This window comes from Micromonospora sp. NPDC049645 (assembly GCF_040675155.1).
Taxonomy (GTDB): Bacteria; Actinomycetota; Actinomycetes; order Mycobacteriales; family Micromonosporaceae; genus Micromonospora.
This window is the reverse complement of record NZ_JBFAOI010000004.1, coordinates 175,461-200,112: the sequence shown is the minus strand read 5'-3', so window position 1 is coordinate 200,112 and position 24,652 is coordinate 175,461. Positions and strand designations below refer to the sequence as shown.

The following is a 24,652-nucleotide window of genomic DNA, read 5'->3' as shown; positions in this document are numbered from 1 at the left end:
TCGCCGGACGCCCGTCACTGCCGTCTGGCATTCCCCGATATCCACCGCCTGCCACCAGATCCGATGGCACCCTCAACGCGGGGAGTCGGTCGCGCGTTTCAGGAGAGGCGGCATCAGGATCACGGTGAACGGCTGCTGATGCGTACCGTGTTGATCGTGTTGGCCGCGCTGGCGGCAGCCCTGGTCGTGGACCTGGTCTCCGGCGTGCTGGTCCGCCGGGTCGCTCGTGGCCGCTATCAGTGGCTGCTGGGTCCGCTGCGGCACGCCTGCCGTCGCCCGGCGGCGGCAGTACTGGTGGTCGGGGCGCTGTACTACGCGCTGCCGCCCGGACCGGCCCGATGGCAGCCCTATCTGCGGCACGCCACCCTGCTGGTCCTGTTCGCCGTCGGTGCCTGGCTGGTGATCAGGGCATTGCACGTCGCCGAGGCGGTCGCGTTCAGCCGGCTGCCGAACAATCTGGCCACCAGCCGGCGGGTCCGGCGAGCCCGGACCCAGATCCGCCCGGTGCGGCGGTTCACGGTAGCGGTCGTCACGATCGTCGCGGTCGGCCTGATCCTGATCACCTTTCGGCCGGTACGCCTCTTCGGCATCTCCGTGCTGACCTCGGCCGGGGTGGTCGGCGCGGTCCTCGGCCTCTCCGCCCGGACCGCGCTCGGCAACGCGTTCGCCGGCATTCAGGTCGCCTTCGCCGACGGGCTGCACGTCGGCGACGTGCTGGTGGTGGATGGTGAGTGGGGCCGGGTCGAGGAGGTGAAGCTGACCAACGTGGTGATCCGGCTCTGGGATGACCGCATGCTCATCCTGCCGACCACGTACTTCACCGAGCGGCCGTTCCAGAACTGGACCCGGAACGAGTCGCGGGTGATCGGCAAGATCCAGTTGCATGTCGACCACACCGCCGACCTCGACGACCTCCGGCGGGAGGCACGCCGACTGGTCGAGTCCTCACCACTGTGGGACCGAGACCAGTGGGTGCTCCAGATGGTCGACGCCACCCCGCAGACCGTGGTCATCCAGGTTCAGGCCTCGGCCGCCGATGGTGCCAGCGCCTGGGACCTGCGCTGCGACCTGCGCGAGGGACTGGTCGGCTACCTGCGCGACCACCAGCCCCAGTGGCTACCCCGCACCCGCAACCAGTACCAACCCTGACCACCGGCGCCCGCTCTCCTTCCCGACCGCGGTGTCCCGCGCCTGGCGCCGGTAGCGATCGGCGGTTGGTGGGTGGGCGACGGCTCGATCGACCGTCGCCCACCCGGAGTCTCAGCTCAGGGCCGCTTGGCGCCGCTCAGCCGAAAAACGCCTTCAGGTGCTGGACGAGCACCTGAGGCTGCTCATCCACGAAGTAGTGCCCGGTGTTGTTGATCTGCACCAGCTGCACGTTGGTGGCCTGCTGGCTGAGCGTCGCGGCAAAACTCGGGTAGAAGATGTCGTGCGCGATACCCAGGACCGGGACGGTCACCGGCGCGTACGTCCCGTTGTCGATGATGTCCTGGCCCAGCGCCTGGTACCAGCCGTTGCCGCCCCGGATGGCGTCCGGGGTCGAGTACGCCTGGGCGTAGACAGCCCGGTCGAAATCGCTGATGGCTGCCTTGTTGACCAGGAGGTTGTCGAACATCCAGTCGACGAGGAAGCGGGACCGGCCCGTGATGAGCTGCTCCGGCAGCTGCGTCACCTGGTTGAAGGCGAACCACCAGGGGTGGAACGGGGCACCCGGCGCCGGCAGCATCCGGAACTCGTAGTAGCTGCTGTTCGGGTGTTCCACGTCCAGCATGGCGATCTTCTTGACGACTCCGGGGTGGTTCGCCGCCATGCTGTAGGCGACCATCGACCCCATGTCGTGACCCACGACGTTCACCTTGGTGTAGCCCAGCGCCCCGGCCAGCGCCGCGATGTCCCCCGCCATCGTCTTCTTGTCGTACCCGGACGCCGGCTTGCTGGAGCCGCCGGCACCGCGCAGGTCCACGGCGATCACACGGTAGCGGGCGGCCAGCGCGGGCATCACCTTGTGGTACTCCCACCAGGTCTGCGGCCAGCCGTGCAGCAGGATCAGGGGCTCCCCGCGCCCCCCGGCGACGTAGTGCAGCCGAACTCCGTTGACCTCCGCGTACCTGCTCGTGAATCCCCCCGGAAGGGCGGCTGCGAGGTCGGCGGCGGCCGGGGCGGAGGCCAGTGCACCGTCCGTGGACGGCGCGGCCTGCGCCGCGCTGCCGGTCGCCACCGCGGCGACCGCGCCGGCACCGAACGCGATCAGCTTCCTTCTGTTCATCGAAGACACGCATGCTCCAGTTCTCTAGACAGTGACATGAATCTTTACCGATTTTCGGTAGATGCAGTCGCGCCAAGGTCACGGATGCCCGATGGTCCATCGGGAATGACCGATGGGACCTAATTTCGTGCGCTTGCGTCCGATAGCCGGGACGGTCGTCGATGGGACAAGCGACGATCATGCCTGCCCGGCCGAGACGGACGGCGGCGAAGACCGCCAGCACCGCCATCGCGAACAACGTCATCGTCACCGGCAGGAAACGAACGAGGGTCGACACGAGGACCAACAGACGTGCAGGTGGCCGGACGGCCTCTCAGACGCCCGGCGACAGAATGACCTTGTTCTTCACCTTGCCGCTCTCCACCATTTCGTGCGCTCGCGCTGCCTCAGCGAGCGGCACCACCGCGCCCACCTCAACCGAGAGCCGGCCGCGCTCGACGAGGTCGGTCAACGCCAACAAACCGGAACGGTCAGGTTCGACGAGGAAGTCCGTCACTCGAACGCCCGTGGCCGCACCGCGACGGACATCGTCGCTGGCGGGAGAGGACGGCACCTGGACAACTACTCCGCCGCGACGCACCAGCGGCACGGAACGCGCCGTGTAGTCGCGGCCGACGAAGTCGAGTACCGCGTCGACCGGATCGATCACGTCCTCGAACCGGACCGAGGTGTAGTCGACGACCTCGTCCGCGCCCAGCGCTCGTAAGCGGTCGTGGTCACTGCCTTTGGCCACCCCGATGACGTGTGCGCCGCGAGCCTTCGCTACCTGTACGGCCAATGCGCCCACGTGCCCGGCGGCACCGTGAATCAACAACCGCTGCCCCGGGTCCAAGTGGATTGTGTCCGTCACCAGCTGCCACGCGGCGAGCCCGGCCAACGGCAACGCGGCCGCCTCGGCAAACGACAGGGACGATGGCTTCGGGGCGAACTGGCGTGAGGGCGCTGTGACGTACTCCGCGTAACCACCGGCTTGCCGCGGGAACCATGGCATGCCATAGACCTCGTCGCCGGGGGAGAAAATGGTGACCCCGAGTCCTATCTCGGCCACCACACCCGCGACGTCCCAACCGAGAATCATGGGAAAAGACGAAAGGGGACCCTGCCCCTGACGCTGTTTCACGTCAGCCGGATTGATGCCCGCAGTGCGAACCTCCACGAGCACTTCGGTCGGCTGCGGGGTCGGCTTCGCCAGCTCCACCGGTTGGAGCACCTCGGGCCCTCCGTAGCGATCCATGCACACCGCAAGCATGTCGGGTAAACCTCCGCACGTTTCGCCAGCACCCAGGCCCGTCGACCAGTCACAAACTCGCACCCGAAAGGAACATCCGCGGCGAGGTCGGCCGCTGTGGCGCAAATGGCCCGGGCAAGGTCAGGGTACGCATCCCCCGGGCGCGCGGTTGCCGAAACCGCTTCCCGGAGTCGCCGAAGCAGTAGTCGATGGACGCGAGCGCGCCGAGCCAGGAATGGCGGCAAACTGGGCGGACCGGTGGACGTTCGAGCCCATCCGGACCGCTGTCCACCTCAGGAGACAGTCACGAAGACCAACAGCCCGGCGGTCACACGTTCAGGTGAAAGTGCACGGCGAAGTAGCCGGTGTTCGCCGTGGAGTTGGACGCCTCCACGCCGACCCACCCGTGGAACGTCCCAGTGTCGCCGATCACCTGGAGTTGCGGCTTGCGGTGCGAACCACCGGTGTAGCAGGTGCTCGACGTCAGGCAGGTGCACCAGTGCTCGTAGAAGTTTCGCCGGCCCACTCCCGCGAGGTAGTAGCGGATCGGGGCGGAGGTCGCGCCGTTCGGGCAGGACGAACAGGTGGCGGTCGGAGGGCTGAGCCAGCTCAGGCAGCTCCCGTTGCATCGGGTGAACGACCGAAGATCCATCCCGCTGGGGCCGGCGGCACCGGTGCTTCCGCTGTAGCCGGCGTACCGGCCGGTGTACTGGGCCAGCGGGATGTTGCTGACCGGCGTGTACGCGTCGTTCGAGGCGGAACTGCCGAAGCCCCAGCCGACGGTGACCCCGTAGTTGGAGCTGACGAAGTCGAGCCGGGCCAGGTCGCTGGCGGGCTGGCTGACCGCCCAGGTCTCCTGGACGCCCTCGCTCCAGGTGATGGTGATGCTGTCACCGGAGTTGGTGTACGTGCCGCTCAGGGACTTCACGACGCCACCGGGCTGGAACCCAGCGGCCGTCCGCACCTCGCAGTCGTGGCCGGTGCAGCCGGTCGTCCGGACGCCCGTGCCGGCGGCCCCGACGACGGCGCCCCGGTTCCAGTACCAGAAGCTCTCGGTCACCGTGCCGGTGCCGGAGAAGTAGTAGGTCGCCAGCCGGACCCAGACCGGACCGGTGGCGGGCGCGCCGGCGGCGGGGACGGCCCCGAGCGCCACACTGTAGATACGCCGCCCACCTGGGTAGTCCACCGCCTGGGCGGGCGCCGGCAGGAGGATCGCTCCCATCGTCAGCGCCAACAGCGCGGCGGCGAGAACCCGCCAGGTGACTCCCCGTCGACGACCCATACGGCACACTCCCCGTCATGACCGACCAATCGACATATCGTATCTGATCAATGTCGACCGGATGGGTCCCGCAGCGCGGCACGCTCAGAGGAGCAGTGCCGGGTGACGGGCCGAAGTGCGACCAGAGGCCACCTTCGAACGGGTCGTCCGTCCTCGGGTCGGTCTAGCAGCCCTGTCCGGTGGCTGGTGTTCGAGACGCAGGCGCATGATGATGCGCGTCTCGACTATGGGTGTATTGGAGGCGAGGTGTTGGAATCGTCGCATGGCCAAGACACTCCTGACCTTGTCCGTTCTCGCTACCGGCCTGATGGCCGGCCTGTTCTCCGCCTTCAGCTATGCCGTGATGCCGGGCCTGCGCAATACCGACGACGTCGCTTTCGTCAGCTCCATGCGTGGAATCAACAAGGCCATCTTGGTTCCGATCTTCGGAATCCTCTTCGGAGGTGCCCTCATACTGCTGGCCGCCTCCCTCATCGCGCTCCGGCACAACGCCGGCGTCCGACCATGGGTTGCCCTGGCACTCCTGCTCTATGTCCTGACACTCCTCGTGACCATGGCAGTCAACGTGCCGCTGAACAATGGCTTGGAGACCGGATCGGGCTCCGCCGAATCGCTGCGCGAGGCGTTCGAAAGCCGTTGGGTCGGGTGGAACGCCATCCGCGCCCTGCTCAACACCGGAGCCTTCGCCGCGGCCGCAGTCGCTCTCCTGCGCCTCTGAACCTGCTCGCGCTGAGCGGTCGTCGGTCAAAAACGGCCGGCAGTCGCCTTATCCGTGACACGAGCAGGGCTGGCCGCCTGCTCCGGCATTCTGCGCGGCGGTACGAGTAGAAGCCGGCGAATCGCCAGGTAAAGTGCTGGACGGACCCGGTCCTCCACCTTCGTGCTGATCAGCCAGGAAGCGCCGCACATCGCGGCGATCACCAGCGGCAACGCCAGCCAGGGATGGACCGCCGGGACCAAGGCGTTGATGGCAACAACACCCAAGGTGAAGTGGATCAGATAGAGCGGATATGTCATCGCGCCGAGTTCGGACAGAAATGGCCACCGCATCCAGCTCAACCCACCGGTCGCTGCGAGGATCATAACGACGAAGATCGCCAGGATGACCAGGGCAGCAACGACCAGAGTCGGTGCCAGCCCGTCAGCGACCAGCTCGTCGATACGACTGTCCGCCTCCTTTACGGCGTTCGCGTAGCACGCCGACAGCAGGAAGCCCAGTCGCGCGGTGAAGCCGAAGCGGTGCACCATGTACAGCGCCATGCCAGCGATGAAGTAGTGGCTGAACTGGGGCTGGACAATGAGCGCCAACGCGGCGTGGGCGGCCGGCGGAACAGGGAGAGCCTCCAGGGCCACGCTGGTGGTGAGCCAGCCCCACAGCAGCCAGTGGGTACGCCGCTCGGTGATCCCCAACAGCGAGAAGGCGAACAAAATGAGGTAGAACCGCCACTCGGACCACAACGTCCAGTAGACGCTTTCGACGTACTCAATGTCGGCGAGCTGGGGAAACATTGACAAGTTCGCCACGTACTGGGTCGCGGTGACGTCGTTACGGCCCCGAGGTCCCGCAATGGCGACCACCGCCGCCGTGAGAGTGACGGCCACCCAGAAGGCGGGATACAGTCGAGAAATCCGCGACGCCACGAACTCGCGCGTGCTGCGTCCCCACACGCTCATGAGCACGACCATGCCGCTGATGAGGAAGAACAGTTCGACGCCAAGGTAACCGTACTGAGTGACCGCGCCGAGCGACGGCGCGAAATCATACTCAGTTAGGCCCTGGCTGAAGGTGTAGTGAAGAAGGACGATCATCAGGGCGGCGGCGAACCGGAGTAGATCCACCTCGTATAGGCGGTGCTGCGCTCGCACTGGACTTGCCGCCAATGTCATGCGTGCGCTACAGATCGACCGGACCGAGCACCGATCGCCGCCGCCGAGACCCGGAACCGTCCCACGACGAGCTTCAGGCCGATGCCGTTGAGGTCGGCACCCGACTGTCGTGGATGGATTTTCGTCCGATCGATACGTGCGGTGTGGATACTGGACGATCTGTTATCGAGCCCGGGCACCGTGCGACCCCCGCCGGGCAGGCGTTCTGGCAGGTAGCTGCCATCCTGCCCGGCGACCCGGGGAATAGATGTTACTCGCGACATGCGTCCCTCTCATGTGCCAGACCCTGAGGCGTGATCTGCACGCGTGGCCCGAAAATCCGGCGCACCCGCGACGGACCGGAATGATGCGTCAATTCCTTATACCGGATTCGCGGCGCGACTCCGCCGCTTTCACACTTTCCGCAAGACGCACACGGTGAAGACTCCGACCTCCCGGCCCGCTGCTCGCCGGCGGGGACCGGCTGGACCCCAGCTGATCGCGCGCCCGACTACGGCGTCCTCGCCGACGGCTCGGCCGGGCCGCACTGCGTTCCGGACCATCGGCCGATCGGATCACCGAAGACGATGATCGGCTATTTCCATGTGCGACGGACACCCTGCGACACTTAGGAAGAGGCATGACCAACGAGGTGACCGTTCCCCTGCTGCCGTGCGCATCCATTGACGACATCGAAATCTTCTACGGGGTCCTCGGATTCCGTACCACCTACAAGCAACGCAAGCCCAACCCGTGTATGGGGGTGCAGCGGGAAGACCTGCATCTGCAGTTCTTCGAGATCGCCGGATTTGAACCGGAGCAATCCTATGGCTCCTGTCTCGTACTCACCTCCGACATCGAGGGACTACATCGGGCATTCGCGGCCGGCATGCGCGCCGCGTACGGCAAGGTACTGGTGTCCGGAACGCCGCGGATGACGCGGCCCAGGGCGCGGAAGAACGCCGACGGGTTGGGCGGATTCAGCCTCATCGACCCAGGCGGCAACTGGATCCGCGTCTTTCGGCACACCGCCACCGCACCCACGTCGGCCGCCACGCCTGCCGGGCGGCTGGCCAAGGCCCTAGCGAATGCTGTCGTGCAGGCCGATTCCAGAGGAAATGTGGCACAGGCCGTTCGGATCCTCGACAGCGCGTTAACCCGCCTGCAAGCCGACGACGACCCGGTCGAGCAGGTAGAGGTCCTGGTCTACCGCGCCGAACTCGCGATGGTGCTGCACGACCCGGAGACGGCGGCCGAGATGCTGGCCCGCGCCCAGTCCGTCACGCTCACCGAAGACGAATCGGAAAGAACGGCGCCCGCGTTCGACAACGCCGCCGAACTCGCCGCAGCACTGCGGTAACCCGCCATACGAACGCCTCCCTCATCCGGACGGTCGCGGCCGATTCGCATGTCCGTGCGGGGCCTGGTCACGCACGAACAGGAAACCGGGGTCACCGGCTGCCCCGGTGACCCCGGGTTCGCGTCCGGTCAGGCATGAAGCCTGGCCAGAGCGTTCTCAGTGGGACCCAGCCCGGTGGTGGGCCTACGTGGCGTCAGCCGTCCGGCCGGTCCCGCGGCCGGCCGAGACCGTTGTGGCGACCCGCACGAACGCGGCGACCGCGCGCGAATGCGAGTTCTGCGGCCACGCCACCGCGAAGACGGCCTCCGGCGCGTCGTCGACCGGGCGCCACGTCAACTGCGGCCGGGCGTTGCGCTCGGCGATCGAGACGGGAAGCAGCGCGAGCATCCGCCCGAGCTCGATCTGACGCAGCATCTGCACCATGTCCCCGAACGGTGGCGACTGCTCCCCGTGTCGCACGTAGACGTGCGCACCGAGGACACCCTGCTGGTGCCCGGTCTCGATGTCGGCCAGCCGCAGCCGGGGTCGCTCGGCGAGCGGGTGACCGTTCGGTAGCGCCAGCACCTGCGGCTCAGACAGCAGTGGCTCCGAGTCCAAGCCGTCGGAGTCGAACGGCTCGACGACGATCGCCACGTCGGCCTCGCCCGTGCGCAGCAGCCCGGGCTGTTCACGCCAGCCGGTGAACATGACCTCGATCGGGACGACGGCATTCTCGGCGCGGTACGCCGCGAGCACGTCCTCGAGCAGCCCTCCCTCGACGTCGGCCTTCACCGCGAGCACCAGCTTGCCGCCGGGCACCCCCGCGGCTCGCCGGGCACGCCGGGCGGCGGCGTCGAGTGCCACCAGTGCCGCCCGCCCGTCCGCGAGCAGCGTCGCGCCCGCCTCGGTGAGGGCGACGCTGCGGGTGGTGCGTTCCAGAAGCCGTACGCCGAGGTCCGCCTCAAGCCCGGAGATCGCGCGGGACAGGGCCGGCGCGGCGATGCCGACCCGCTCCGCGGCCCGGGTGAAGTTGAGTTCCTCGGCGACGGCCACGAAGTAGCGCAGCGGCCGGGACTCCACGGGATTCATGCCTCCAGGGTAATGATCACGCCCGTACCGGTCCTTCTCCCCGCGGCTACGCCGCGTGACGATGGGAACCATGATCGTCATCACCACTCCTACGGGCACGATCGGTGCCGCCGTCGCCGAGTCCCTCCGCACCGCCGGCGCGTCGCTGCGGCTGGTCGCTCGCGACCCCTCCCGCCTGCCCGCGACCCTTTGCGAGCACGCCGACGTGGTTACCGGCTCCCACGCCGATCCCGCTGTGCTCGACACCGCGCTGACCGGCGCCAAAGCGCTGTTCGTGCTCGTACCTCCGAATTTCACCACCTCGGACGTGACCGAGCACTATCTCAGCTTCGCCCGCCCGGTCGCGGAGGCCGTCCGCGCGCACGGCGTACCCCGCGTCGTGGCCGTTTCCTCGCTCGGCCGCGGATTCACCGGCCCGGCCGGGATGCTCTCGGCGGCCTGGGCGATGGACGAGGTGCTGGAGTCCAGCGGAGCCGCCTACCGCTCGCTGCAGCCAGCGTTCTTCACAGAGAACCTGCTGCATCAGGTCGAGCCGATCAGGGACCAGGGGATCTTCGCGCTCACCGCCGACCCCGACGCACCGCTCGTGGCGGTGGCCACCGCGGACATCGCCCGCACGGCCGCCGGGCTGCTCGCCGACCCGACCTGGAACGGCAAGGAGGACGTCCCCGTCCGCGCGCCCGTCGACCACACCCCGCGCGAGATGGCGCAGATCATCTCTGAGACGCTCGGGCAGCCGGTCGCCTACCACCAGGTCACGCTCACCGACTACCGCACCCGGTACGAATCGTCCGGAGCGAGTCCGGCGGTCGTCGATGCCATGGTCGAGATGGCCGAGGCGCAGGCGGCCGGCGTCTACCCTCCCGCCAGCGTGCGAGGCGACGGGACCACGTTCCGCGAGTGGTGCGAGTCGGTGCTGAAACCTGCCGTTCGGCCGACACCGCGTACCGGCGGGGATGCATAGGACCCATCGCACGAACGGAAGCCCAGTACGCGGCGGTGGCGCGCTGGGCTCAGGGAGTTGGCAGGCCGCCCGTGGCGCAGAGCGTTTCCCCACTTACGAAACTGGCCTCCTGACTGGCCAGGAAGACGTAGACAGGAGCCATCTCGGCGGGTTGCCCCGGCCGTCCCAGGGGGGTGCGTGCGCCAAAGTTCGCCAGGGCTTCCGTGGGCTGGCCACCGGATACCTGCAGGGGCGACCAGACCGGGCCGGGAGCCACGGCGTTAACCCGGATCCCCTTGGATGCCACCTGTTGCGCCAACGCCTTGGTGAAGTTGTTGATCGCCGCCTTGGTGCTCGCGTAGTCAAGCAGAATCGGCGACGGTTGGTAGGCGTTGATCGAGGTGGTGTTGATGATGGCGCTACCTGGTCGCATCTGCCCGACCGCTGAACGGCAGAGCCAGAACATGGCGTACACGTCAGTCTTGAACGTGTCGTCGAACTGCGCGGTCGTGAGGTCGGTGATGTCGGGAACCGCATGCTGCGACCCCGCGACGTTGGCCAGGATGTCGATGCCGCCGAACTCGCTCACGGCGGTGTTGACGAGTCGGTCGCAGTATGCCTCGTCGCGAATGTCACCGGGCACGGCGACGGCTCGGCGGCCGGCCTGTCTCACCATCTCGACGACCTCGTGGGCGTCGGGCTCCTCCTGCGGCAGATAGGAAAGGACCACGTCGGCACCCTCCCGCCCGAAGGCGATGGCGACGGCGCGACCGATGCCGCTGTCCGCACCGGTGACGACCGCCTTGCGCCCGGCGAGGCGGCCAGTGCCGCGGTAGGTCGCTTCGCCGCCGTCCGGTTTGGGAACCATCTCCTGTTCCAGCCCGGGCGGTTGCTGGGACTGGCGGAAGCTCGGGTCCGCTGTCGGGTACTGCGATCGCGGGTCGCGCAGCGTGTACTGGTCGGCCATGTTTGCCTCCCCGGTCAGCCGACGCTCCGGCGTAACCAGGGCGTTCGGCAGGCGGTCCGCTTCGGCGCGTCGGTCTGACGCCCGTCAGGCGTCACCGCACGTGGTGCTCGACGCGGCACGTCTGGTGCCCGGGTCGACCCGGCAGGATTACCCCCCGGTCCGCCCGTCACACCCGGAGCCTGCCCGTCGGGGCGAGTTTGTCGCGAAGCGGCGCCTGCAGGACCTCTCCTTGTTCTCACCGGCCGCGTGATCTCACCGGCTGCGCCCCCTATCGACTGACGCGCGGGACGCCCCGTTTGTCCGGCACGGCATTGGGTACCCGCCGGTCCACCCGACAGGACGATTGGCGGAGGTAGGGCGTGACCATGGCGGGAGACGAGCAGTACGAGCGGGGTCTTGAGGCGCTGCGACAGGCCGACGGCGGCGCAGCGCAGAGACTCCTGGAAGCCCTCGCCGACGTCTCACCCGAGCTCAGCCGTCGCTCCGTCGCGTGGTCCTACGGGGATCTCTACGTCCGGCCCCAGCTCGCACGCCGGGACCGGGAGCTGCTCACCCTCGGCATTCTGACCGGCCTCGGTGACGCCGGGGCCCAGCTGGAGGTGCACGTCAACGGGGCACTCAACGCGGGCCTGACGCCGTCGGAGATAGTCGAGGCGCTGCTTCAGGCGGTGGTCTACTGCGGCGTGCCGCGGGCCGTCAACGCCACGCTCGTCGCCAAGAAGGTCTTCGCTGAGCGCAACCTGCTTCCTGTCCCGGCAAGCCCCACCCCGGCCGGCTGATCTCGCCGTCGTCGCTCACGCGCCGCCGACACAGCAGACAGCACCGCTCACACCGCCCGGTCCGCTGCCGGCCCGAGGCGACCGTGCCGCGCCCGAACGGTGGCGCCGCATGCCGATCTTGACTGCCTTCTCGCAGTTCAGCCGCAGTCGCGCGGATCGCGCCAGATGCGTATGTTCGTTCGGAGGCCGAAGTGGGTGCATCGGCTGACGGCGGCGGCCCTGACGGATCCACGGCGCGATGGAGAGCCTCGATCCGACCAGCCGCGGGGAGGGGACGGTCATGCAACTGGTCGCGGGCGAACCGCTGGAGTACCTGGTCGGTGATCTGGTTGTCGAGGTGGACCATCCGGCAGTGCGGGCGTTATCTGGTGAACTGCGCGCGGCGCATCCGGATGACGTCGACTTCATGCGGGCCGCCTTCGAATGGGTTCGTGACCGGATCCGGCACTCCGTGGACGCCCAGGATCCGCGGATCACCGTCACCGCCGGCGAGGTGCTCAGCGCCGGCGTCGGCCTCTGCTACGCCAAGTCGCACCTGCTGGTGGCCGTGGCCCGGGCCGCCGGCGTTCCGGCCGGGTTGTGCTACCAACAGCTGACCGACGGGGAAGAACGCTTCCTGCACGGCCTCGTCGCCGTATACCTCGCGGGCGGCTGGCATCGCCAGGATCCGCGCGGCAACCGCACCGGCATCGACGCCCAGTTCCGGCTCGGACGTGAGCAGTTGGCCTACCCGATCACGAAGGGATCCGTCGCCGTCGATTATGCCGAGGTGCACGTGCGACCCTCGTCCAACGTGATCGCGGCCCTGCGCGGTGCTCGGGACGCTCTTGAATTGTGCCGCGCCGGGTTACCCGCTACGCCCTGAGTCCGGGACAGTGGGTGCCGGCCTCAGGGAATGCGCGGCAACACCCTCTTCTCGACATGTGCGGACGGCGCCCTACCGCCGCGCGGGGTGCCGACGCCGACGCCTTCGGCAGCGCCGTGAAGTCGCAGGCAGGGTGGGCCGTGCCCGGTTGGCCTTGCCTCCGCCGGGTCGACCGGCCGTTCACCGATGCCCCCTCCGCTACAGGCTGCGCCGACGCGCGGGCGGTGGCGGCTGGCTGTGGCCTGGCGCGGTCGCGGAGGGCGATCAACAGAGCAACGGTCGACGCGATCCCGCCCACGATGCCGACCACGACGTTCGCACGTTGAGTACATCCACAAGCCTCTTGTACACACGGAACCGCTGATGCGCCAGGGAGAAGTTCGTCATGGCCAGGACCGAAACCGCAAAGTAGGTCCGGACGCTTTGGCACCGCCCACCGCCGCCCGTGATGTGGCGATGGCCGGGGACAGACCAGGGGCGCAGGGACCTTCGAAGGTCCCTGCGCCCGTCGTGCGCGGTCTACCCGATCAGCTGTAGACCTCGAACTCGAACAGCGAGTAGCCCCAGGCTGTGGCGCGGGTCGTGCCGTTGATCCGCACATATCGGCCGGTGGCGGCCAGCGCGGTGTTGTCGTCCACCCCACCGTCCCCACCGGTCACCGTCCGCACCGTGGTCCACGTCGTTCCGTTGGCCGACGTCTGGATCTGGTACCCCGAGCCGTACGCCCCCTCCCAGGTCAACTTGACCCGATTGATGGAGTACGACTGACCGAGATCCACCTGGATCCACTGCGGGTCGGCGAAGGCACTCGCCCACCTGCTGGTCAGCGAACCGTCGACCGCAGCGGAGGCCGGATAGGCTACCGCCTCGGTGCTCGACGCAGTCGCCGGCTTGTTCAACGCCAGGTTGCCCGAGGGCGGCTGTACGACGCCGCCCCCGTAGACCTCGAACTCGAACAGCGAATATCCCCAGGCCGTGCCGCGAGCCGTACCGTTGATCCGGACGTAACGACCCGTGGCGGCCAGCGCGGTGTTGTCGTCCACCCCACCGTCGCCACCGGTCACCGTCCGCACCGTGGTCCACGTCGTTCCGTTGGCCGACGTCTGGATCTGGTACCCCGATCCGTACGCCGCTTCCCAGGTCAGCTTGACCCGGTCGATGGAGGTCGACTGGCCGAGGTCCACCTGGATCCACTGCGGATCGCTGAAGGTGCTCGCCCACCTGGTGGTGAGCGAACCGTCGACCGCAGCCGAGGCCGGGAATGTGCCGGACTCCGTGCTCGACGCCGTCACCGGCTTGTTCAACGCCAGGTTCCCCGACGGCGGTTGCGTGGTGCCGGAGGTGAACGTGAAGTCGTCGATGTCGAACAGCGATCCCGCGCCGCCGGTGAACACCAGGTACAGCTGGTGCGTTCCGGCGGGTGGGCTGATCGTCCCGGTGACGTCGGCCCACGTCTCCCAGCCACCGGTCGGTGCGACCTGCACCGTGCCGGCCACCGGGCCGGTCGGTGAGTCGACCCGCACGGTCAGCGTGCCACCGACGCCGGCCGAGGCGACCCGCGCCTTGATACCGGTGACGCCGGCCAGGTTGTACGGCGTGAAGGAGATCCAGTCGCCGTTCTCGATGTACCCGATGGCGTTTCCGCCGTGGGCGCTGGGCTTGGCGGCGAGCTGGACGCCGTTCATGGTGCCGAAGTGCTCGGCCTGCCGGGTCCGCGGTTGCAGCACGTGCTGGTCCTGAACCGCGACCCCGCTGACCGGGGTGTACACCGCGGCGAGCACCCCGAAGATGTTCGCGGACGCGTCGTGCTCACCGTCCACCGTGGTCTGGATCGACCCGGTGCAGCCGTTCTTGCTGGTGATCGGGTGACCGTGACTGTCGTGGCCGAGGATGTAGTTGAGCTGGACCCGGTTGCAGTCGATGGTGCCGGCGTTCGGATCGGTGACCCTCACCTCGTAGGGCACCAGGTCGCCGAACTGGAACACCGATCCGTCGGCCGGTGTGATCAATTCGATGGATGGTCGGCCGACCCCGATGACGGTACTGGCCGTCGCGGTTCTGCCGCCGGGGTCCCGTACCGTCAGCGTCGCGGTGTACTCGCCGTTAGCCGGGTAGGTGAACGTCGGGTTGGCCGCCGTGGAGTCGGTGCTGCCGTTACTGGTGAAGTCCCAGGCGTACGTGATCGCGTCGCCGTCCGGGTCGTTGCTACCCGCCGAGCTGAACTGCACGGCCAGCGGCGCCGCGCCGGAGGACGGGGTGGCGCTGATCTGCGCGATCGGTGCCCGGTTGCCGCCGGTGTTGTACTCGATCCGGTAGAGGGCCGAGTTGGCGTCACCGCCGAACCAGGTGGTGCCGTAGTCGAGCACGTACAGGGCGCCGTCCGGCCCGAACTCCATGTCCATGATCGCGGTCCCGGACCACGGGATCGGCTCGATCGCGCCGGCCGTGCCGTTGGCGTTCAGGGTGACCGCCTTGATCCAGCGACTGGTGAACTCCCCGAGGAAGACCTTCCCGTTGTACGACGCCGGGAACTTCACGTCGGAGGCCAGCGCCGGGTTGAAGTTGTAGACCGGACCGCCCATGGGCCCGCCGCCACCCAGCTCGGGCCGCCAGGGCCCCTGCCCGCCGTAGGGCAGCCAGGCCGCCTGCGACGGCGGCAGCGTGGTGATGCCGGTGTTGTTCCGGGAGTTGTTCGTCGGCCCACCGGCACAGTTGTACGGGCCGGACGACGGCCCGCTGGGGAACGTGAACTCCTGGTAGGGGGTGTTGTAGTTGGAGCAGTACGGCCAGCCGTAGAAGCCCGGCTGGGTGATCCGCTCGAACGAGACGGTGCCCGCCGGCCCGCGCTGCGGGTCGGCAGAGCCGGCGTCGGGGCCGTAGTCACCGAGGTAGACGACCCCGGTCGCCTTGTCCACGCTCATCCGGAACGGGTTGCGGAAGCCCATGGCGTACACCTCGGGCCTGGTGTTCGCCGTTCCCGGGGCGAACATGTTGCCGGCCGGGATGGTGTAGCCGCCCGTCGCACCCGGCTTGATCCGCAGCACCTTGCCGCGCAGGTCGTTGCTGTTGGCCGAGGTGCGCTGCGCGTCGTAGGCGGGGTTGCGGTCGGCCCGCTCGTCGATCGGCGCAGACCCGGCCGAGTCGAACGGGTTGGTGTCGTCACCGGTGGACAGGTAGAGGTTGCCGGCGGCATCGAAGTCGATGTCACCGCCGACGTGGCAGCACAGCCCACGGCTGGTCGGCACGTCGAGGATCGTCACCAGCGAGGCCGGGTCGATCGTGTTGTCGTCTCGCACGGTGAGCCGGGCCAGCTTGTTGGAGCCGTTGAACGGGGCGAACTGCGCCGCCGTGCCGGTGGACGGAGCGTCGCCGCCCGGCGTGCTGAGCGGCGGCGCGTAGTAGACGTACACCCAGCGGTTGCTGGCGAAGTTCGGGTCGGCCTTGATGCTCTGCAGACCCTCCTCGTCGTGGCTGTAGACCGGCAGCGTCAGGGCGACTTTGGTGTTGCCGTTGACGTCGGTGTACCGGATGACGCCGTTCCGCGAGGTGTGCAGCACACCCCTGTTGGGCAGCACGGTGAGGCCCATCGGCTCACCGGTCTCCGCCACGCCCTTGGCCAGGTTCACCTGGTTGAACGTGCCGACGGGGGCCTGCACCGAGCAGTTGCCGATGTTCTGCGCGGCGTACCTGATGCCGCCGAGCAGGTGGGTGCGGAAGTTGGTTTCTGCGTAGCTCTCCTGGGTGTGGCCGAGGCCGGTATACCAGGACCGGCCGCCGTCGTAGGGCCGGCACCACGAGATCGGGTGGTCGCCGTTCATGGTGCCGCCGGTGTACGTGGCCTCGTTGAGATTCGCGAGGACGTGCACCTGCGAGCGGGGGTTGGTGCGGTAGCTGTACCACTCGTCGGTGCGGTTCCAGTTCACCGGGATGCCCGCGTTCGACGGGTGAGCGGTGTCCTCGATGCGGACGGTGGCCGGCTGGATCGCGGGGTGGCTGGAGAAGTAGGCGCCGACGAGGTTGCCGTACCAGGGCCAGTCGTATTCGGTGTCGGAGGCGGCGTGCACGCCGACATAGCCGCCACCGGCGCGGAGATAGCGCTCGAAAGCGGCCTGCTGGGTCGGGTCGAGCACGTCGCCGGTCGTGGACAGCCAGATGACCGCTCGGAACCTGGCCAGGTTCGTGTCGGTGAACTGGGCGGCGTCCTCGGTCGCCTCGACCGTGAAGTTGCCCTGCGTGCCCAGTTGCTGGATCGCAGCGATCCCTGCGGGGATCGCGTCGTGCCGGAACCCCGCCGTCTTGCTGAAGACCAGCACCGAGAAGTCGGCCGCGAATGCCGGGGCGGCGTTGACGCCCATCCCGGCCAGCACAAGAGCGACGATTAGCAGCATTCTGCGAATCATGATCGGTTGGTTACCTCTCGTGAGGAAGTAGCCGAAACGTGCGCCGATCACGTCTCGAACGTGGCCGCGGTGGGCGGCCCCGCGGTAGGTCCCGGGACGCGCACAGCGGTGTCGCGTCTGTCCCGGCGGTAGGGGGTCGTCGGCACGTCGCGCCTCGGTGAAGGTCGCGCGGCGCCGTGATGGGGGTGGGGGTGGGGGCGGGTGGACGTGAGCGGCTGTTGACGGTGGCTGGTCAGGGGTGCTGCGCCGCCATCTTCTTGGACCTCTATCCTCGGGAGAGCGCTCTCTCATGGAGATTTGGAAAAGTTAACAGATTCATCATCGTCTAACAACGGTTCCATCGACCGCCGCGAAATCCGACTGCCGAAGTCCGCCCCGGCCGGACTCCTCGCTCCGGGTCGTCAGCGTGTGCGCGGGACAAGGGCATGACCTCATCGGCGCCCTTGCGCCGCGTTCGAACGCCGACCGGGTATGCGCAGAGCTCATCGAGTACGACCCTCGCAACGTGGCCGCCCGGATGGGTATCACCGCCGCTGTGCTCAACGGGATCACTGCCACCCAAGCGGGTGCTGGCGACTTCGTCGCGTACCGATGGCGCAGCTTCGCGTGGACGGCGACTGACCGACAGGTCTTGGACGACTTCACGTCAAAGAACGCAACGAAGTCGGCGGCCAAGTCCCGACAGAACACCGAGCGCTGGGTACGCGACCCCGCAATGTGGACCGGCGAGTGGCGGATCACCGGACCGCCGGCCATCAGTCAGCCCGTGAGCCACAGCGCGCGGGCACCCTCTCGTGAGGTAGGCGCCGGCAGCAGTAGGACCCTCAACCAGCCAGCAGGCCCGCTCCGGACCGCAAATCAGGCCACCCAGCCGGGCAGGTCCATAGCGGCCCGAACCGAAGGCAGCCGCGCTGCTCCCAATGCAAGCCGCACATACCGCAAAGCCCGTTACCGATGAATCCGGTAACGGGCTTCTGACCTGCACAAACTGAGAGTGGGCGATGCTGGTATCGAACCAGCGACCTCTTCGGTGTGAACGAAGCGCTCTCCCACTGAGCTAATCGCCCTCAGCGCCACTGACTCTACCCGATCGTGGAACCGGACCGGAAATCCGGGGTCAGTGCGTCGCGAGGTACTGCATCACCTTGGCCACCACGTCGATGCCGAGGCTGTACTTGAGGGACAGCCAGACCACGGTGGCCACGAAGACCAGGCCGACGGACCCGAGCACTATTCGCACCAACAGCGACTGTCGAGTTACCCAGCGTGTCCAGCCGTGGACGTGCCGGCGGGTGAAGCCGAGCAGCCGCCGGGCCCAGTGGTATTCGACGGCCCAGATGCCCAGCCCGGCGATCACCAGCAGCCAGCCCGGCCCGGGGAGCGGGATGAGGGCGATGCCGATGGTCACCACCAGCGCCCCGGCGATCGCGATGAAAATCTTGAGGGCGATCCGGCCGGTGGGGTTGGCGCGGATCAGGTCGAGGGTCATCGAGATCCGCTCACGCCAGCGGGGGTCGCGCGGTGGGTCCTGCACGGCCGTGCCGACGCCACGGCCAGCACCGTCGCCACCAACACCGTCGCGACCGGCACCGCCACGACCAGCACCGCCACCACCGGTCCTGTCGCCGCCGGGGCGACCGGCGTCGGACGCCGGCCGACCGGCCCGTTCGGGCTGCTCCATCGGCACTTCGTACCCCCGCTTTTCGGCTGCTCCGACCGCGACGTTCGGCGGGCCGGGCGCCGCCGCCGGATCCACTGAGGATTGCTTCGTCACCATTTCACCCCCCAGTGTCGCCCGGGCCCGTCACTGCAACGGCCGACTGGACGTTACCGGAGTAAGTCGACGACTGAGCCACCCGATACCGGGCGGGATCACGCACTGGGCAGAACCGGAAATCCTACATGAATCCTCACATTCACGCGGCCTTTCCGTCCCCCTTCCCACCACTGGGTGAAGTCAGCGTATGGCGGAGCGTAGCCAGGAGTAGCACCTGAGTATGGGAAAAGCGGGACACGCGCGTTCCGCAGCGGTGCCGGGGGGAGAACGTCCATGAGTGTCATCCGACCGACGACCGTAGAGGTCGAGACGTCGCTAAGGCTCGTCGCACCTGACGCCACCGCCTTGCCGGTGCGTGCCAGTCTGCGCTACGACCCTGCTGACCCGTATGCGGTCCATGTCCTATTCCATGCCGAATCGGCCGGGGGCGAGGCGGTGAGTTGGTCGTTCGCGCGCGAACTTCTGGTCACCGGCCTGGACGAACCGGCCGGCATCGGGGATGTGCGGGTCTGGCCCTGGGCCACACCGCGTGGCGACTTCGTCGCGCTGGCCCTCTCGTCACCGGACGGCAACGCCCTCTTCGAGGTGCCGCGCAGCGTCCTGGTGCGTTTCCTTCGACGGACCTACGTCGTCGTCCCGCGCGGCCGCGAGGCCGAGCACCTGGACGTCGACACGGCGGTGAACCGGCTGCTCGCCGGTCGCTGACCGCCCGAACGGGCTACACCGGCCATACCGGGGCCGCGCGGATCTGCCGAGTCCGCGCGGCCCCGGCACACCCACCCCAGGTGTACGCGGACAGCCCGCCCCGGGTCGGCCGGTGCTCAGCCGTGCGTGGTGATGCCGCCGTCGACCGGGATGACCGCGCCGGTGAGGTACGCGCCGGCCCGCGACGACAGGTAGATGGCCGTGCCCGCCATGTCCTCCGGGCGGCCGATGCGGCCCAGCGGCACCTGCTGTTCGATGGCGGCCCGGCTCTCCGGGTCGTCGAGCGCGAACGCCATCATCTTGCTCTCGAACGGGCCGGGTGCGATCGCGTTGACGGTGATCTGCTCGCCGGCCAGTTGGTGGGCGAGGCTGCGGGTGAGCATGTGCACGGCCGCCTTGGTGGCGGAGTACGCGTACACCTCCATGATCGGCACCCGGATGCCGTCGATCGACCCGATGTTGATCACGCGGGCCGGGTCGTCGGCGCTGGCGGCGGCGCGCAGCGCCGGCAGCAGCGCGGTGGTGAGCCGGAAGACGGCCTTGACGTTGACCGCCCAGAGCTTGTCGAACGCGGCCCCGGGATAGTTCTCCAGCGGCGCGCCCCAGGTCGCGCCGGCGTTGTTGACGAGTACGTCGAGGCGGCCGAAGCGCTCGCGCACGGCGGCGGCCAGGGTCTCGGCGCCGGCGTCGTCGCCGAGGTCGGCGGGGATGGCCTCGCAGCGGCCCTCGGCGGAGAGTGTCGCGGCGACCGCCGCGCAGACGTCCGCCTTCCGGGACGAGATGATCACGTGCGCTCCGGCCCGGACGAAGCCCTGGGCGATCATCAGGCCGATCCCCCGTGAGCCTCCGGTGACCAGGACCGTCTTACCTTCGACCGAGAACAGCTGCGTCATGCTCATCCCATCGCGAGTCGGCGGGGGCCGCCGGCCGGGCGGGGTGGCCGGCGGATGCCGGGCGGACCGCGGACCGACGGCACTACCGCCGGGTAACGTAGCCCGGCCGCCGGGACCGCGACAAGGCCGTGGCGCACCGCGGATTCCGGCACGGACGTCGATCGGGATGCGGTGACCTGCGGTTCGGGCTACGGTCGCAGGCGATGGTCTCCACTGATCCCTCCCCCGCGCCATCGATCGGAACGGCCTCTGGCGTAACCGACGAGATAGCCACGTTCGCGCTGGCCGATCTTGCCGGCGACCCGGGCTGGCGTCGGCCGGTGATCGTCGAGCGGGAGCTGCTGATTCTCACCACCCGTGGGCACGGCGACGCGGAGCTGGACTTTCATCTGCTGCCGTGCCGGCCCGGCACGCTGCTGCGGGTCCGCCCCGGCCAGGTGTTGCGCTGCGCCGGCCCCCAGTTCGACGCCACCGTGGTCGCCTGGGAACCCGAGGCGCTGTGCGGCCTCGACCTCGACCTGACCACGACGGTGACCTGGCGGCAGTTGGCCGGGGAGGACGAGGACGCGGTGATCAGTGAGGTGAGTCAGCTGGCGGTGGACTGTCGGCGCCACCCCGACGGCCCCACCGCCCGCGCGCTGCTGCGGCACCAACTGGCGGTGCTGCTGCTGCGGCTCGCGCTGGCCCACGTCGACCGGTCGCCGGCCCGGCCGGAGGACGAGACCTTCCACCGGTTCCGCCGCGAGGTGGAGCACGGCTACCCGCACACCCGGCGGGTGGAGGACTACGCGGCCGGGCTCGGCTGCTCGGTGCGAACCCTGACCCGGGCCTGCCTGGCCGTCACCGGTCGCAGCGCGAAGCAGGTCATCGACGAGCGGGTCGCGTTGCAGGCCGGCCGGCTCCTGGCCGCGACGGATCAACCGATCGCCCAGATCGGCCGACACCTCGGCTTCTCCGAACCCACGAACTTCGGTCGGTTCTTCACCCGCGAGGTCGGGGTCAGCCCCGGCGTGTTCCGGGCTGCCCGGGACCAACCGGCGGCCGGCCGGGTGGTCCGACCCCGACCGCCGCAGGAGTCGACGGGCGCCAACGCCGGCAGGTTCCGCGCCGGCACCCTTGGCGAATCCACCAACGGCGGGCACGCCACGAGACCCGGGCCGCCCGCCGGGCCGGCGGGCGGCACCGGCCGGGCATGATGGCAGGGTGCAGATCTCCGCGCGCGGCGACTACGCGGTACGGGCGGCGTTGAGCCTCGCCACCGCGTACCCCTCGCTGCTGTCCACCCAGGCCATCGCCGCGGAGCAGGACATGCCCCGCAAGTTCCTGGAGGCGGTCCTGGCGGATCTGCGCCGGGCCGGCATCGTCCGCGCCCAACGCGGCGCCGAGGGCGGTTACACCCTCGCCCGGCCGCCGCGGGAGGTGACCGTCGGCGCGGTGCTGCGCGCCGTCGAGGGCCCGCTGGCCGGGGTACGCGGGCTGCGCCCCGAGGAGACCCGGTACGAGGGATCGGCGGAGAACCTGCCCGGCCTGTGGGTGGCGGTCCGCGCCGCCGTGCGGCGGGTCGTCGACGAGGTGAGCCTCGCCGAGATCGTCAGCGGTCGCCTGCCCGCGCACGTCCGCAAGCTCACCGCGCTGCCCGACGCGTGGGAGCCCCGCTGATCCGGTGCCGGCTCAGAGCGTCCACACCACCTCCTCGGTGCTGAGCCGGGGCAGCCGCTGCGGCCGGGCGGCCCGGCCGGGGTGGCCCACGTTGAGCAGCAGCAGCGCCTCGTGCCTGCCGTCCGAAAAGAACTCGGCGGTCACCCCGGCGGCGTCGAACCCGGCCATCGGGCCGGCGGCCAGCCCGGCGGCGCGTACTCCCACCAGCAGGTAGCCGATCTGGAGGGTGGCGTTGAACCGGGCCTGCTCGGCGCGGGCCGGACGGTCGGCCAGCCACTCGCGGGCCTGCGGCCGGTGCGGGTACAGCTCGGGCAGCCGCTCGTGGAAGTCCACGTCGGCGGCGAGCACCGCCACCAGCGGCGCGCGTGCCGTCTTCGCCCGGTTGCTCGACGAGACGTACGGCAGCAGCCGCGCCCGGGCCGTCGCCGAGCGGAGCAGCAGCACCCGCAACGGCTGACCGTTGTACGCGGTCGGCCCGTACCGGATCAGGTCGTGGATCGCCGCGACCTGGGCGTCGGTGACCGGCTCGTCGGTGAACGTGTCGGCCGTGCGGGCCGCCCGGAACAGCAGGTCCTGGGCGGCCCGGTCCAACGCGAGCAGGTCGGCCGTGGTGGCTGCGGTCACGCCGGCGCTCCGCTTCGCTGCGTGCCGCCGTGACGCGCCACGGTGCCGTGCCCCACGGCTCGCTCGCTGCGCTCGCTCACGTCTGGACGGCGGTCGTGTAGCCGCCCCGGTGGTGCACCAGCGGCGCGCCGTCGCCGCCGTCGCCGAGCGCCAGCGGTTCGGCGATCACCAACGTGTGGTCGCCGGCCGGCACCCGGTGCACCACCCGGCAGAGCAGCCGGGCCAGCACACCGCCGAGCAGCGGCAGCCCGAACGGTCCGGACGTCCAGTCCGGGTACGCGGCGAACCGGTCGATGCCGCTGGTCGCGAAGACCGTGGCGGCCTCCCGTTGCCCGGCGGCCAGCAGGTGTACGGCGACGTGCTCGGCGCGGGCGAGCACCGGCCAGCTCGACGACGCCACCCCGAGGCAGAACGAGACCAGCGGAGGGTCCAGCGACACCGACGTGAACGAGGTCGCGGTGAACCCCGCCCGGATGGGCGCGCCGATCCCACCCAGGCAGGCCGGCTCGCTGCCGGGGGCGACCGCGGTGACCACGGTGACGCTGGTGGCCTGCCGCCGCAGCAGGGCGCGGAACAGGTCCGGGTTCACCGGTCGCAACTCGGCGACGTCCGCCGGTCGCTCCACGGTGGTCATGCCGACACCAGGGCCGACGCGGCGTACGCGCTGACCGGTCGGGGCAGCCCGTAGTGCTCGCGCAGGGTCCGACCGGTGTACCCGGTGCGGAACAGCCCACGGGAGCGCAGCACCGGCACCACGTGGTCGACGAAGTCGGCGAGCCCTCCGGGCAGGTGCGGCGGCATGATGTTGAACCCGTCGGCGGCGCCCTGGGTGAACCACAGCTCGATCTGGTCGGCCACCTGCTCCGGCGTACCGGCGACGACCCGGTGACCCCGACCACCGCCGAGCCGGCCGATCAGCTGCCGGATGGTGAGCCGCTCCCGGCGGGCCAGCTCGGTGACGAGCTGGTAGCGGCTCTGGTGGGCCTGCACGGTGCCGGCGGCCGGCAGCTGCGGCAACGGCCCGTCCAGCGGCAGATCGGTCAGGTCGATGCCGAGCATCCCGGAGAGCTGGGCGAGGGCGTAGTCGGGCACGATCAGCTCCTCCAGCTCGGCGGCGAGCGCCTGCGCCTCGGCCTCGGTGCCGCCGAGCACCAGCGCGATGCCGGGCAGGATCTTCACCAGGTCGGGGTCGCGGCCGGCGGCGCTGACCTGCCGGCGCAGCTCGGCGTAGAAGCTCTGCCCGTCGGCGAGGGTCTGCTGCGCGGTGAAGACCGCCTCGGCGTGGCGGGCCGCGAAGGCGATCCCGTCCGGTGACGAGCCGGCCTGCACCAGCAGCGGTCGGCCCTGCGGCCCGCGCGGGATGTTCAGCGGGCCGCGGACCTGGAACTCCGGCCCGCGGTGTGCCACCTCGTGCACCCGGTCGGTGTCGGCGAACACCCCGGTGTCGGTGTCGAAGACCAGGGCGTCGTCCTCCCAGCTGTCCCAGAGCTTGGTGGCCACGTCGACGAACTCGGCCGCCCGCCGGTACCGGTCGGCGTGGGCGGGGTGGCTGTCCCGGTTGAAGTTGACCGCCTCCCGCTCCTGCGCGGAGGTGACGATGTTCCAGCCGGCCCGACCGCCGCTGAGGTGGTCCAGCGAGGCGAACTTGCGGGCGACGTGGAACGGCTCGTTGTAGGTGGTGGAGACCGTCGCGATCAGGCCGATGTGTTCGGTCACCGCGGCGAGCGACGCGAGCAGGGTCAGCGGCTCGAAGACGGCCTGGATGTTGTGCCGGGGGTTCGGCCCGACCGAGAGACCGTCGGCGAGGAACAGCGAGTCGAGGGTGCCACGTTCGGCGATCCGGGCCAGCTCCTGGAAGTGGCGGACGTCGGTGACCCGACGCGGGTCGGTGCGGGGGTGCCGCCAGGCGGCCTCGTGGTGGCCGACGCCCATCAGGAACGCGTTGAGGTGCAGGGTACGGGTCATTGGTG

General features: G+C 69.4%; 21 protein-coding genes and 1 tRNA gene. 9 read left to right on the top strand and 13 right to left on the bottom strand.

The genetic code is table 11. The features are described 5' to 3' along the window. The first annotated feature begins 138 nt into the window (after nt 1-138). A complete protein-coding gene (locus tag AB0J33_RS12500) occupies nt 139-1,149 on the top strand; it encodes a mechanosensitive ion channel domain-containing protein (protein ID WP_363612731.1) in 1,011 nt (336 codons plus the stop codon). Nucleotides 1,150-1,285: 136 nt separating this feature from the next. On the opposite strand, the gene AB0J33_RS12495 is transcribed toward AB0J33_RS12500, so the two are convergent. From AB0J33_RS12495 to AB0J33_RS12485, 3 genes are all read right to left on the bottom strand, one after another. Next, nucleotides 1,286-2,266, bottom strand: coding sequence for an alpha/beta hydrolase (locus tag AB0J33_RS12495; RefSeq protein ID WP_363612729.1), 981 nt, complete (start codon nt 2,264-2,266; stop codon nt 1,286-1,288). Nucleotides 2,267-2,579: 313 nt separating this feature from the next. Beyond that, complete coding sequence (locus AB0J33_RS12490; RefSeq protein ID WP_363612727.1) at nt 2,580-3,464, bottom strand: NADP-dependent oxidoreductase; 885 nt, start codon at nt 3,462-3,464, stop codon at nt 2,580-2,582. Nucleotides 3,465-3,822: 358 nt separating this feature from the next. Further along, a complete protein-coding gene (locus AB0J33_RS12485; protein ID WP_363612725.1) occupies nt 3,823-4,776 on the bottom strand; it encodes a hypothetical protein in 954 nt (317 codons plus the stop codon). A gap of 262 nt (nt 4,777-5,038) precedes the next feature. On the opposite strand from AB0J33_RS12485, the gene AB0J33_RS12480 reads away from it, so the two are divergent. Next, on the top strand, nt 5,039-5,494 hold the full coding sequence (locus AB0J33_RS12480; protein ID WP_363612723.1) for an anthrone oxygenase family protein: 456 nt from the start codon (nt 5,039-5,041) through the stop codon (nt 5,492-5,494). Between the two features lie 26 nt (nt 5,495-5,520). On the opposite strand, the gene AB0J33_RS12475 is transcribed toward AB0J33_RS12480, so the two are convergent. Further along, nucleotides 5,521-6,615, bottom strand: coding sequence for an acyltransferase (locus AB0J33_RS12475; protein WP_363612721.1), 1,095 nt, complete (start codon nt 6,613-6,615; stop codon nt 5,521-5,523). A 667-nt stretch (nt 6,616-7,282) separates the two neighbouring features. On the opposite strand from AB0J33_RS12475, the gene AB0J33_RS12470 reads away from it, so the two are divergent. After that, nucleotides 7,283-8,002, top strand: a complete 720-nt coding sequence (locus AB0J33_RS12470; protein WP_363612719.1) for a VOC family protein — start codon at nt 7,283-7,285, stop codon at nt 8,000-8,002. A gap of 183 nt (nt 8,003-8,185) precedes the next feature. Here AB0J33_RS12470 and AB0J33_RS12465 read toward each other — a convergent pair whose 3' ends face one another. Next, nucleotides 8,186-9,070 carry a LysR substrate-binding domain-containing protein gene (locus AB0J33_RS12465; RefSeq protein ID WP_363612717.1) on the bottom strand — a complete coding sequence of 295 codons (885 nt, stop codon included), beginning with the start codon at nt 9,068-9,070 and terminating at the stop codon, nt 8,186-8,188. 70 nt (nt 9,071-9,140) lie between these two features. Here AB0J33_RS12465 and AB0J33_RS12460 point away from each other — a divergent pair, with 70 nt between their 5' ends. After that, nucleotides 9,141-10,034, top strand: a complete 894-nt coding sequence (locus tag AB0J33_RS12460) for an NAD(P)H-binding protein (protein ID WP_363612715.1) — start codon at nt 9,141-9,143, stop codon at nt 10,032-10,034. Nucleotides 10,035-10,083: 49 nt separating this feature from the next. Here AB0J33_RS12460 and AB0J33_RS12455 read toward each other — a convergent pair whose 3' ends face one another. Next, a complete protein-coding gene (locus AB0J33_RS12455; RefSeq protein WP_363612713.1) occupies nt 10,084-10,980 on the bottom strand; it encodes an SDR family oxidoreductase in 897 nt (298 codons plus the stop codon). Between the two features lie 365 nt (nt 10,981-11,345). On the opposite strand from AB0J33_RS12455, the gene AB0J33_RS12450 reads away from it, so the two are divergent. Continuing rightward, nucleotides 11,346-11,759 (top strand): carboxymuconolactone decarboxylase family protein, encoded by a 414-nt coding sequence (locus AB0J33_RS12450; RefSeq protein WP_363613203.1) that lies wholly within the window; start codon nt 11,346-11,348, stop codon nt 11,757-11,759. 280 nt (nt 11,760-12,039) lie between these two features. After that, nucleotides 12,040-12,624 carry a transglutaminase family protein gene (locus AB0J33_RS12445; RefSeq protein WP_363612711.1) on the top strand — a complete coding sequence of 195 codons (585 nt, stop codon included), beginning with the start codon at nt 12,040-12,042 and terminating at the stop codon, nt 12,622-12,624. Between the two features lie 527 nt (nt 12,625-13,151). Here the strand turns inward: AB0J33_RS12445 and AB0J33_RS12440 are convergent. From AB0J33_RS12440 to AB0J33_RS12430, 3 genes are all read right to left on the bottom strand, one after another. Beyond that, nucleotides 13,152-17,012 (bottom strand): ThuA domain-containing protein, encoded by a 3,861-nt coding sequence (locus AB0J33_RS12440; protein ID WP_363612709.1) that lies wholly within the window; start codon nt 17,010-17,012, stop codon nt 13,152-13,154. A 1,007-nt stretch (nt 17,013-18,019) separates the two neighbouring features. Next, nucleotides 18,020-18,091 (bottom strand) — tRNA-Val (locus AB0J33_RS12435). Between the two features lie 50 nt (nt 18,092-18,141). Further along, on the bottom strand, nt 18,142-18,705 hold the full coding sequence (locus tag AB0J33_RS12430) for a TIGR02611 family protein (RefSeq protein WP_363612707.1): 564 nt from the start codon (nt 18,703-18,705) through the stop codon (nt 18,142-18,144). Nucleotides 18,706-19,074: 369 nt separating this feature from the next. On the opposite strand from AB0J33_RS12430, the gene AB0J33_RS12425 reads away from it, so the two are divergent. Then, on the top strand, nt 19,075-19,506 hold the full coding sequence (locus AB0J33_RS12425) for an SsgA family sporulation/cell division regulator (protein ID WP_007457244.1): 432 nt from the start codon (nt 19,075-19,077) through the stop codon (nt 19,504-19,506). Nucleotides 19,507-19,622: 116 nt separating this feature from the next. Here AB0J33_RS12425 and AB0J33_RS12420 read toward each other — a convergent pair whose 3' ends face one another. Beyond that, a complete protein-coding gene (locus AB0J33_RS12420) occupies nt 19,623-20,399 on the bottom strand; it encodes a glucose 1-dehydrogenase (protein ID WP_363612705.1) in 777 nt (258 codons plus the stop codon). A gap of 203 nt (nt 20,400-20,602) precedes the next feature. Between AB0J33_RS12420 and AB0J33_RS12415 the strand changes: the two genes are divergently transcribed. Both AB0J33_RS12415 and AB0J33_RS12410 read left to right on the top strand, forming a co-directional pair. After that, nucleotides 20,603-21,595, top strand: a complete 993-nt coding sequence (locus tag AB0J33_RS12415) for an AraC family transcriptional regulator (RefSeq protein WP_363612703.1) — start codon at nt 20,603-20,605, stop codon at nt 21,593-21,595. A gap of 7 nt (nt 21,596-21,602) precedes the next feature. Continuing rightward, on the top strand, nt 21,603-22,058 hold the full coding sequence (locus tag AB0J33_RS12410) for an Rrf2 family transcriptional regulator (protein ID WP_030333674.1): 456 nt from the start codon (nt 21,603-21,605) through the stop codon (nt 22,056-22,058). A 12-nt stretch (nt 22,059-22,070) separates the two neighbouring features. Here the strand turns inward: AB0J33_RS12410 and AB0J33_RS12405 are convergent, their stop codons facing one another. The 3 genes from AB0J33_RS12405 to AB0J33_RS12395 form a co-directional block, all read right to left on the bottom strand. Then, nucleotides 22,071-22,682 (bottom strand): malonic semialdehyde reductase, encoded by a 612-nt coding sequence (locus tag AB0J33_RS12405; protein WP_363612701.1) that lies wholly within the window; start codon nt 22,680-22,682, stop codon nt 22,071-22,073. 76 nt (nt 22,683-22,758) lie between these two features. Beyond that, nucleotides 22,759-23,316 (bottom strand): flavin reductase family protein, encoded by a 558-nt coding sequence (locus tag AB0J33_RS12400; RefSeq protein WP_363612699.1) that lies wholly within the window; start codon nt 23,314-23,316, stop codon nt 22,759-22,761. After that, nucleotides 23,313-24,647 carry an LLM class flavin-dependent oxidoreductase gene (locus tag AB0J33_RS12395; protein ID WP_363612697.1) on the bottom strand — a complete coding sequence of 445 codons (1,335 nt, stop codon included), beginning with the start codon at nt 24,645-24,647 and terminating at the stop codon, nt 23,313-23,315. The genes AB0J33_RS12400 and AB0J33_RS12395 overlap by 4 nt, the downstream gene beginning before the upstream one ends. Between the last annotated feature and the right edge of the window lie 5 nt (nt 24,648-24,652).

Coding starts and splice junctions, on each gene's coding strand:
- AB0J33_RS12500 (WP_363612731.1), top strand. CDS start 139: ATGCGTACCGTGTTGATCGTGTTGGCCGCGCTGGCGGCAGCCCTGGTC.
- AB0J33_RS12495 (WP_363612729.1), bottom strand. CDS start 2,266: ATGAACAGAAGGAAGCTGATCGCGTTCGGTGCCGGCGCGGTCGCCGCG.
- AB0J33_RS12485 (WP_363612725.1), bottom strand. CDS start 4,776: ATGGGTCGTCGACGGGGAGTCACCTGGCGGGTTCTCGCCGCCGCGCTG.
- AB0J33_RS12480 (WP_363612723.1), top strand. CDS start 5,039: ATGGCCAAGACACTCCTGACCTTGTCCGTTCTCGCTACCGGCCTGATG.
- AB0J33_RS12470 (WP_363612719.1), top strand. CDS start 7,283: ATGACCAACGAGGTGACCGTTCCCCTGCTGCCGTGCGCATCCATTGAC.
- AB0J33_RS12465 (WP_363612717.1), bottom strand. CDS start 9,070: ATGAATCCCGTGGAGTCCCGGCCGCTGCGCTACTTCGTGGCCGTCGCC.
- AB0J33_RS12460 (WP_363612715.1), top strand. CDS start 9,141: ATGATCGTCATCACCACTCCTACGGGCACGATCGGTGCCGCCGTCGCC.
- AB0J33_RS12455 (WP_363612713.1), bottom strand. CDS start 10,980: ATGGCCGACCAGTACACGCTGCGCGACCCGCGATCGCAGTACCCGACA.
- AB0J33_RS12450 (WP_363613203.1), top strand. CDS start 11,346: ATGGCGGGAGACGAGCAGTACGAGCGGGGTCTTGAGGCGCTGCGACAG.
- AB0J33_RS12445 (WP_363612711.1), top strand. CDS start 12,040: ATGCAACTGGTCGCGGGCGAACCGCTGGAGTACCTGGTCGGTGATCTG.
- AB0J33_RS12440 (WP_363612709.1), bottom strand. CDS start 17,012: ATGCTGCTAATCGTCGCTCTTGTGCTGGCCGGGATGGGCGTCAACGCC.
- AB0J33_RS12430 (WP_363612707.1), bottom strand. CDS start 18,705: ATGGAGCAGCCCGAACGGGCCGGTCGGCCGGCGTCCGACGCCGGTCGC.
- AB0J33_RS12425 (WP_007457244.1), top strand. CDS start 19,075: ATGAGTGTCATCCGACCGACGACCGTAGAGGTCGAGACGTCGCTAAGG.
- AB0J33_RS12420 (WP_363612705.1), bottom strand. CDS start 20,399: ATGACGCAGCTGTTCTCGGTCGAAGGTAAGACGGTCCTGGTCACCGGA.
- AB0J33_RS12415 (WP_363612703.1), top strand. CDS start 20,603: ATGGTCTCCACTGATCCCTCCCCCGCGCCATCGATCGGAACGGCCTCT.
- AB0J33_RS12400 (WP_363612699.1), bottom strand. CDS start 23,316: ATGACCACCGTGGAGCGACCGGCGGACGTCGCCGAGTTGCGACCGGTG.
- AB0J33_RS12395 (WP_363612697.1), bottom strand. CDS start 24,647: ATGACCCGTACCCTGCACCTCAACGCGTTCCTGATGGGCGTCGGCCAC.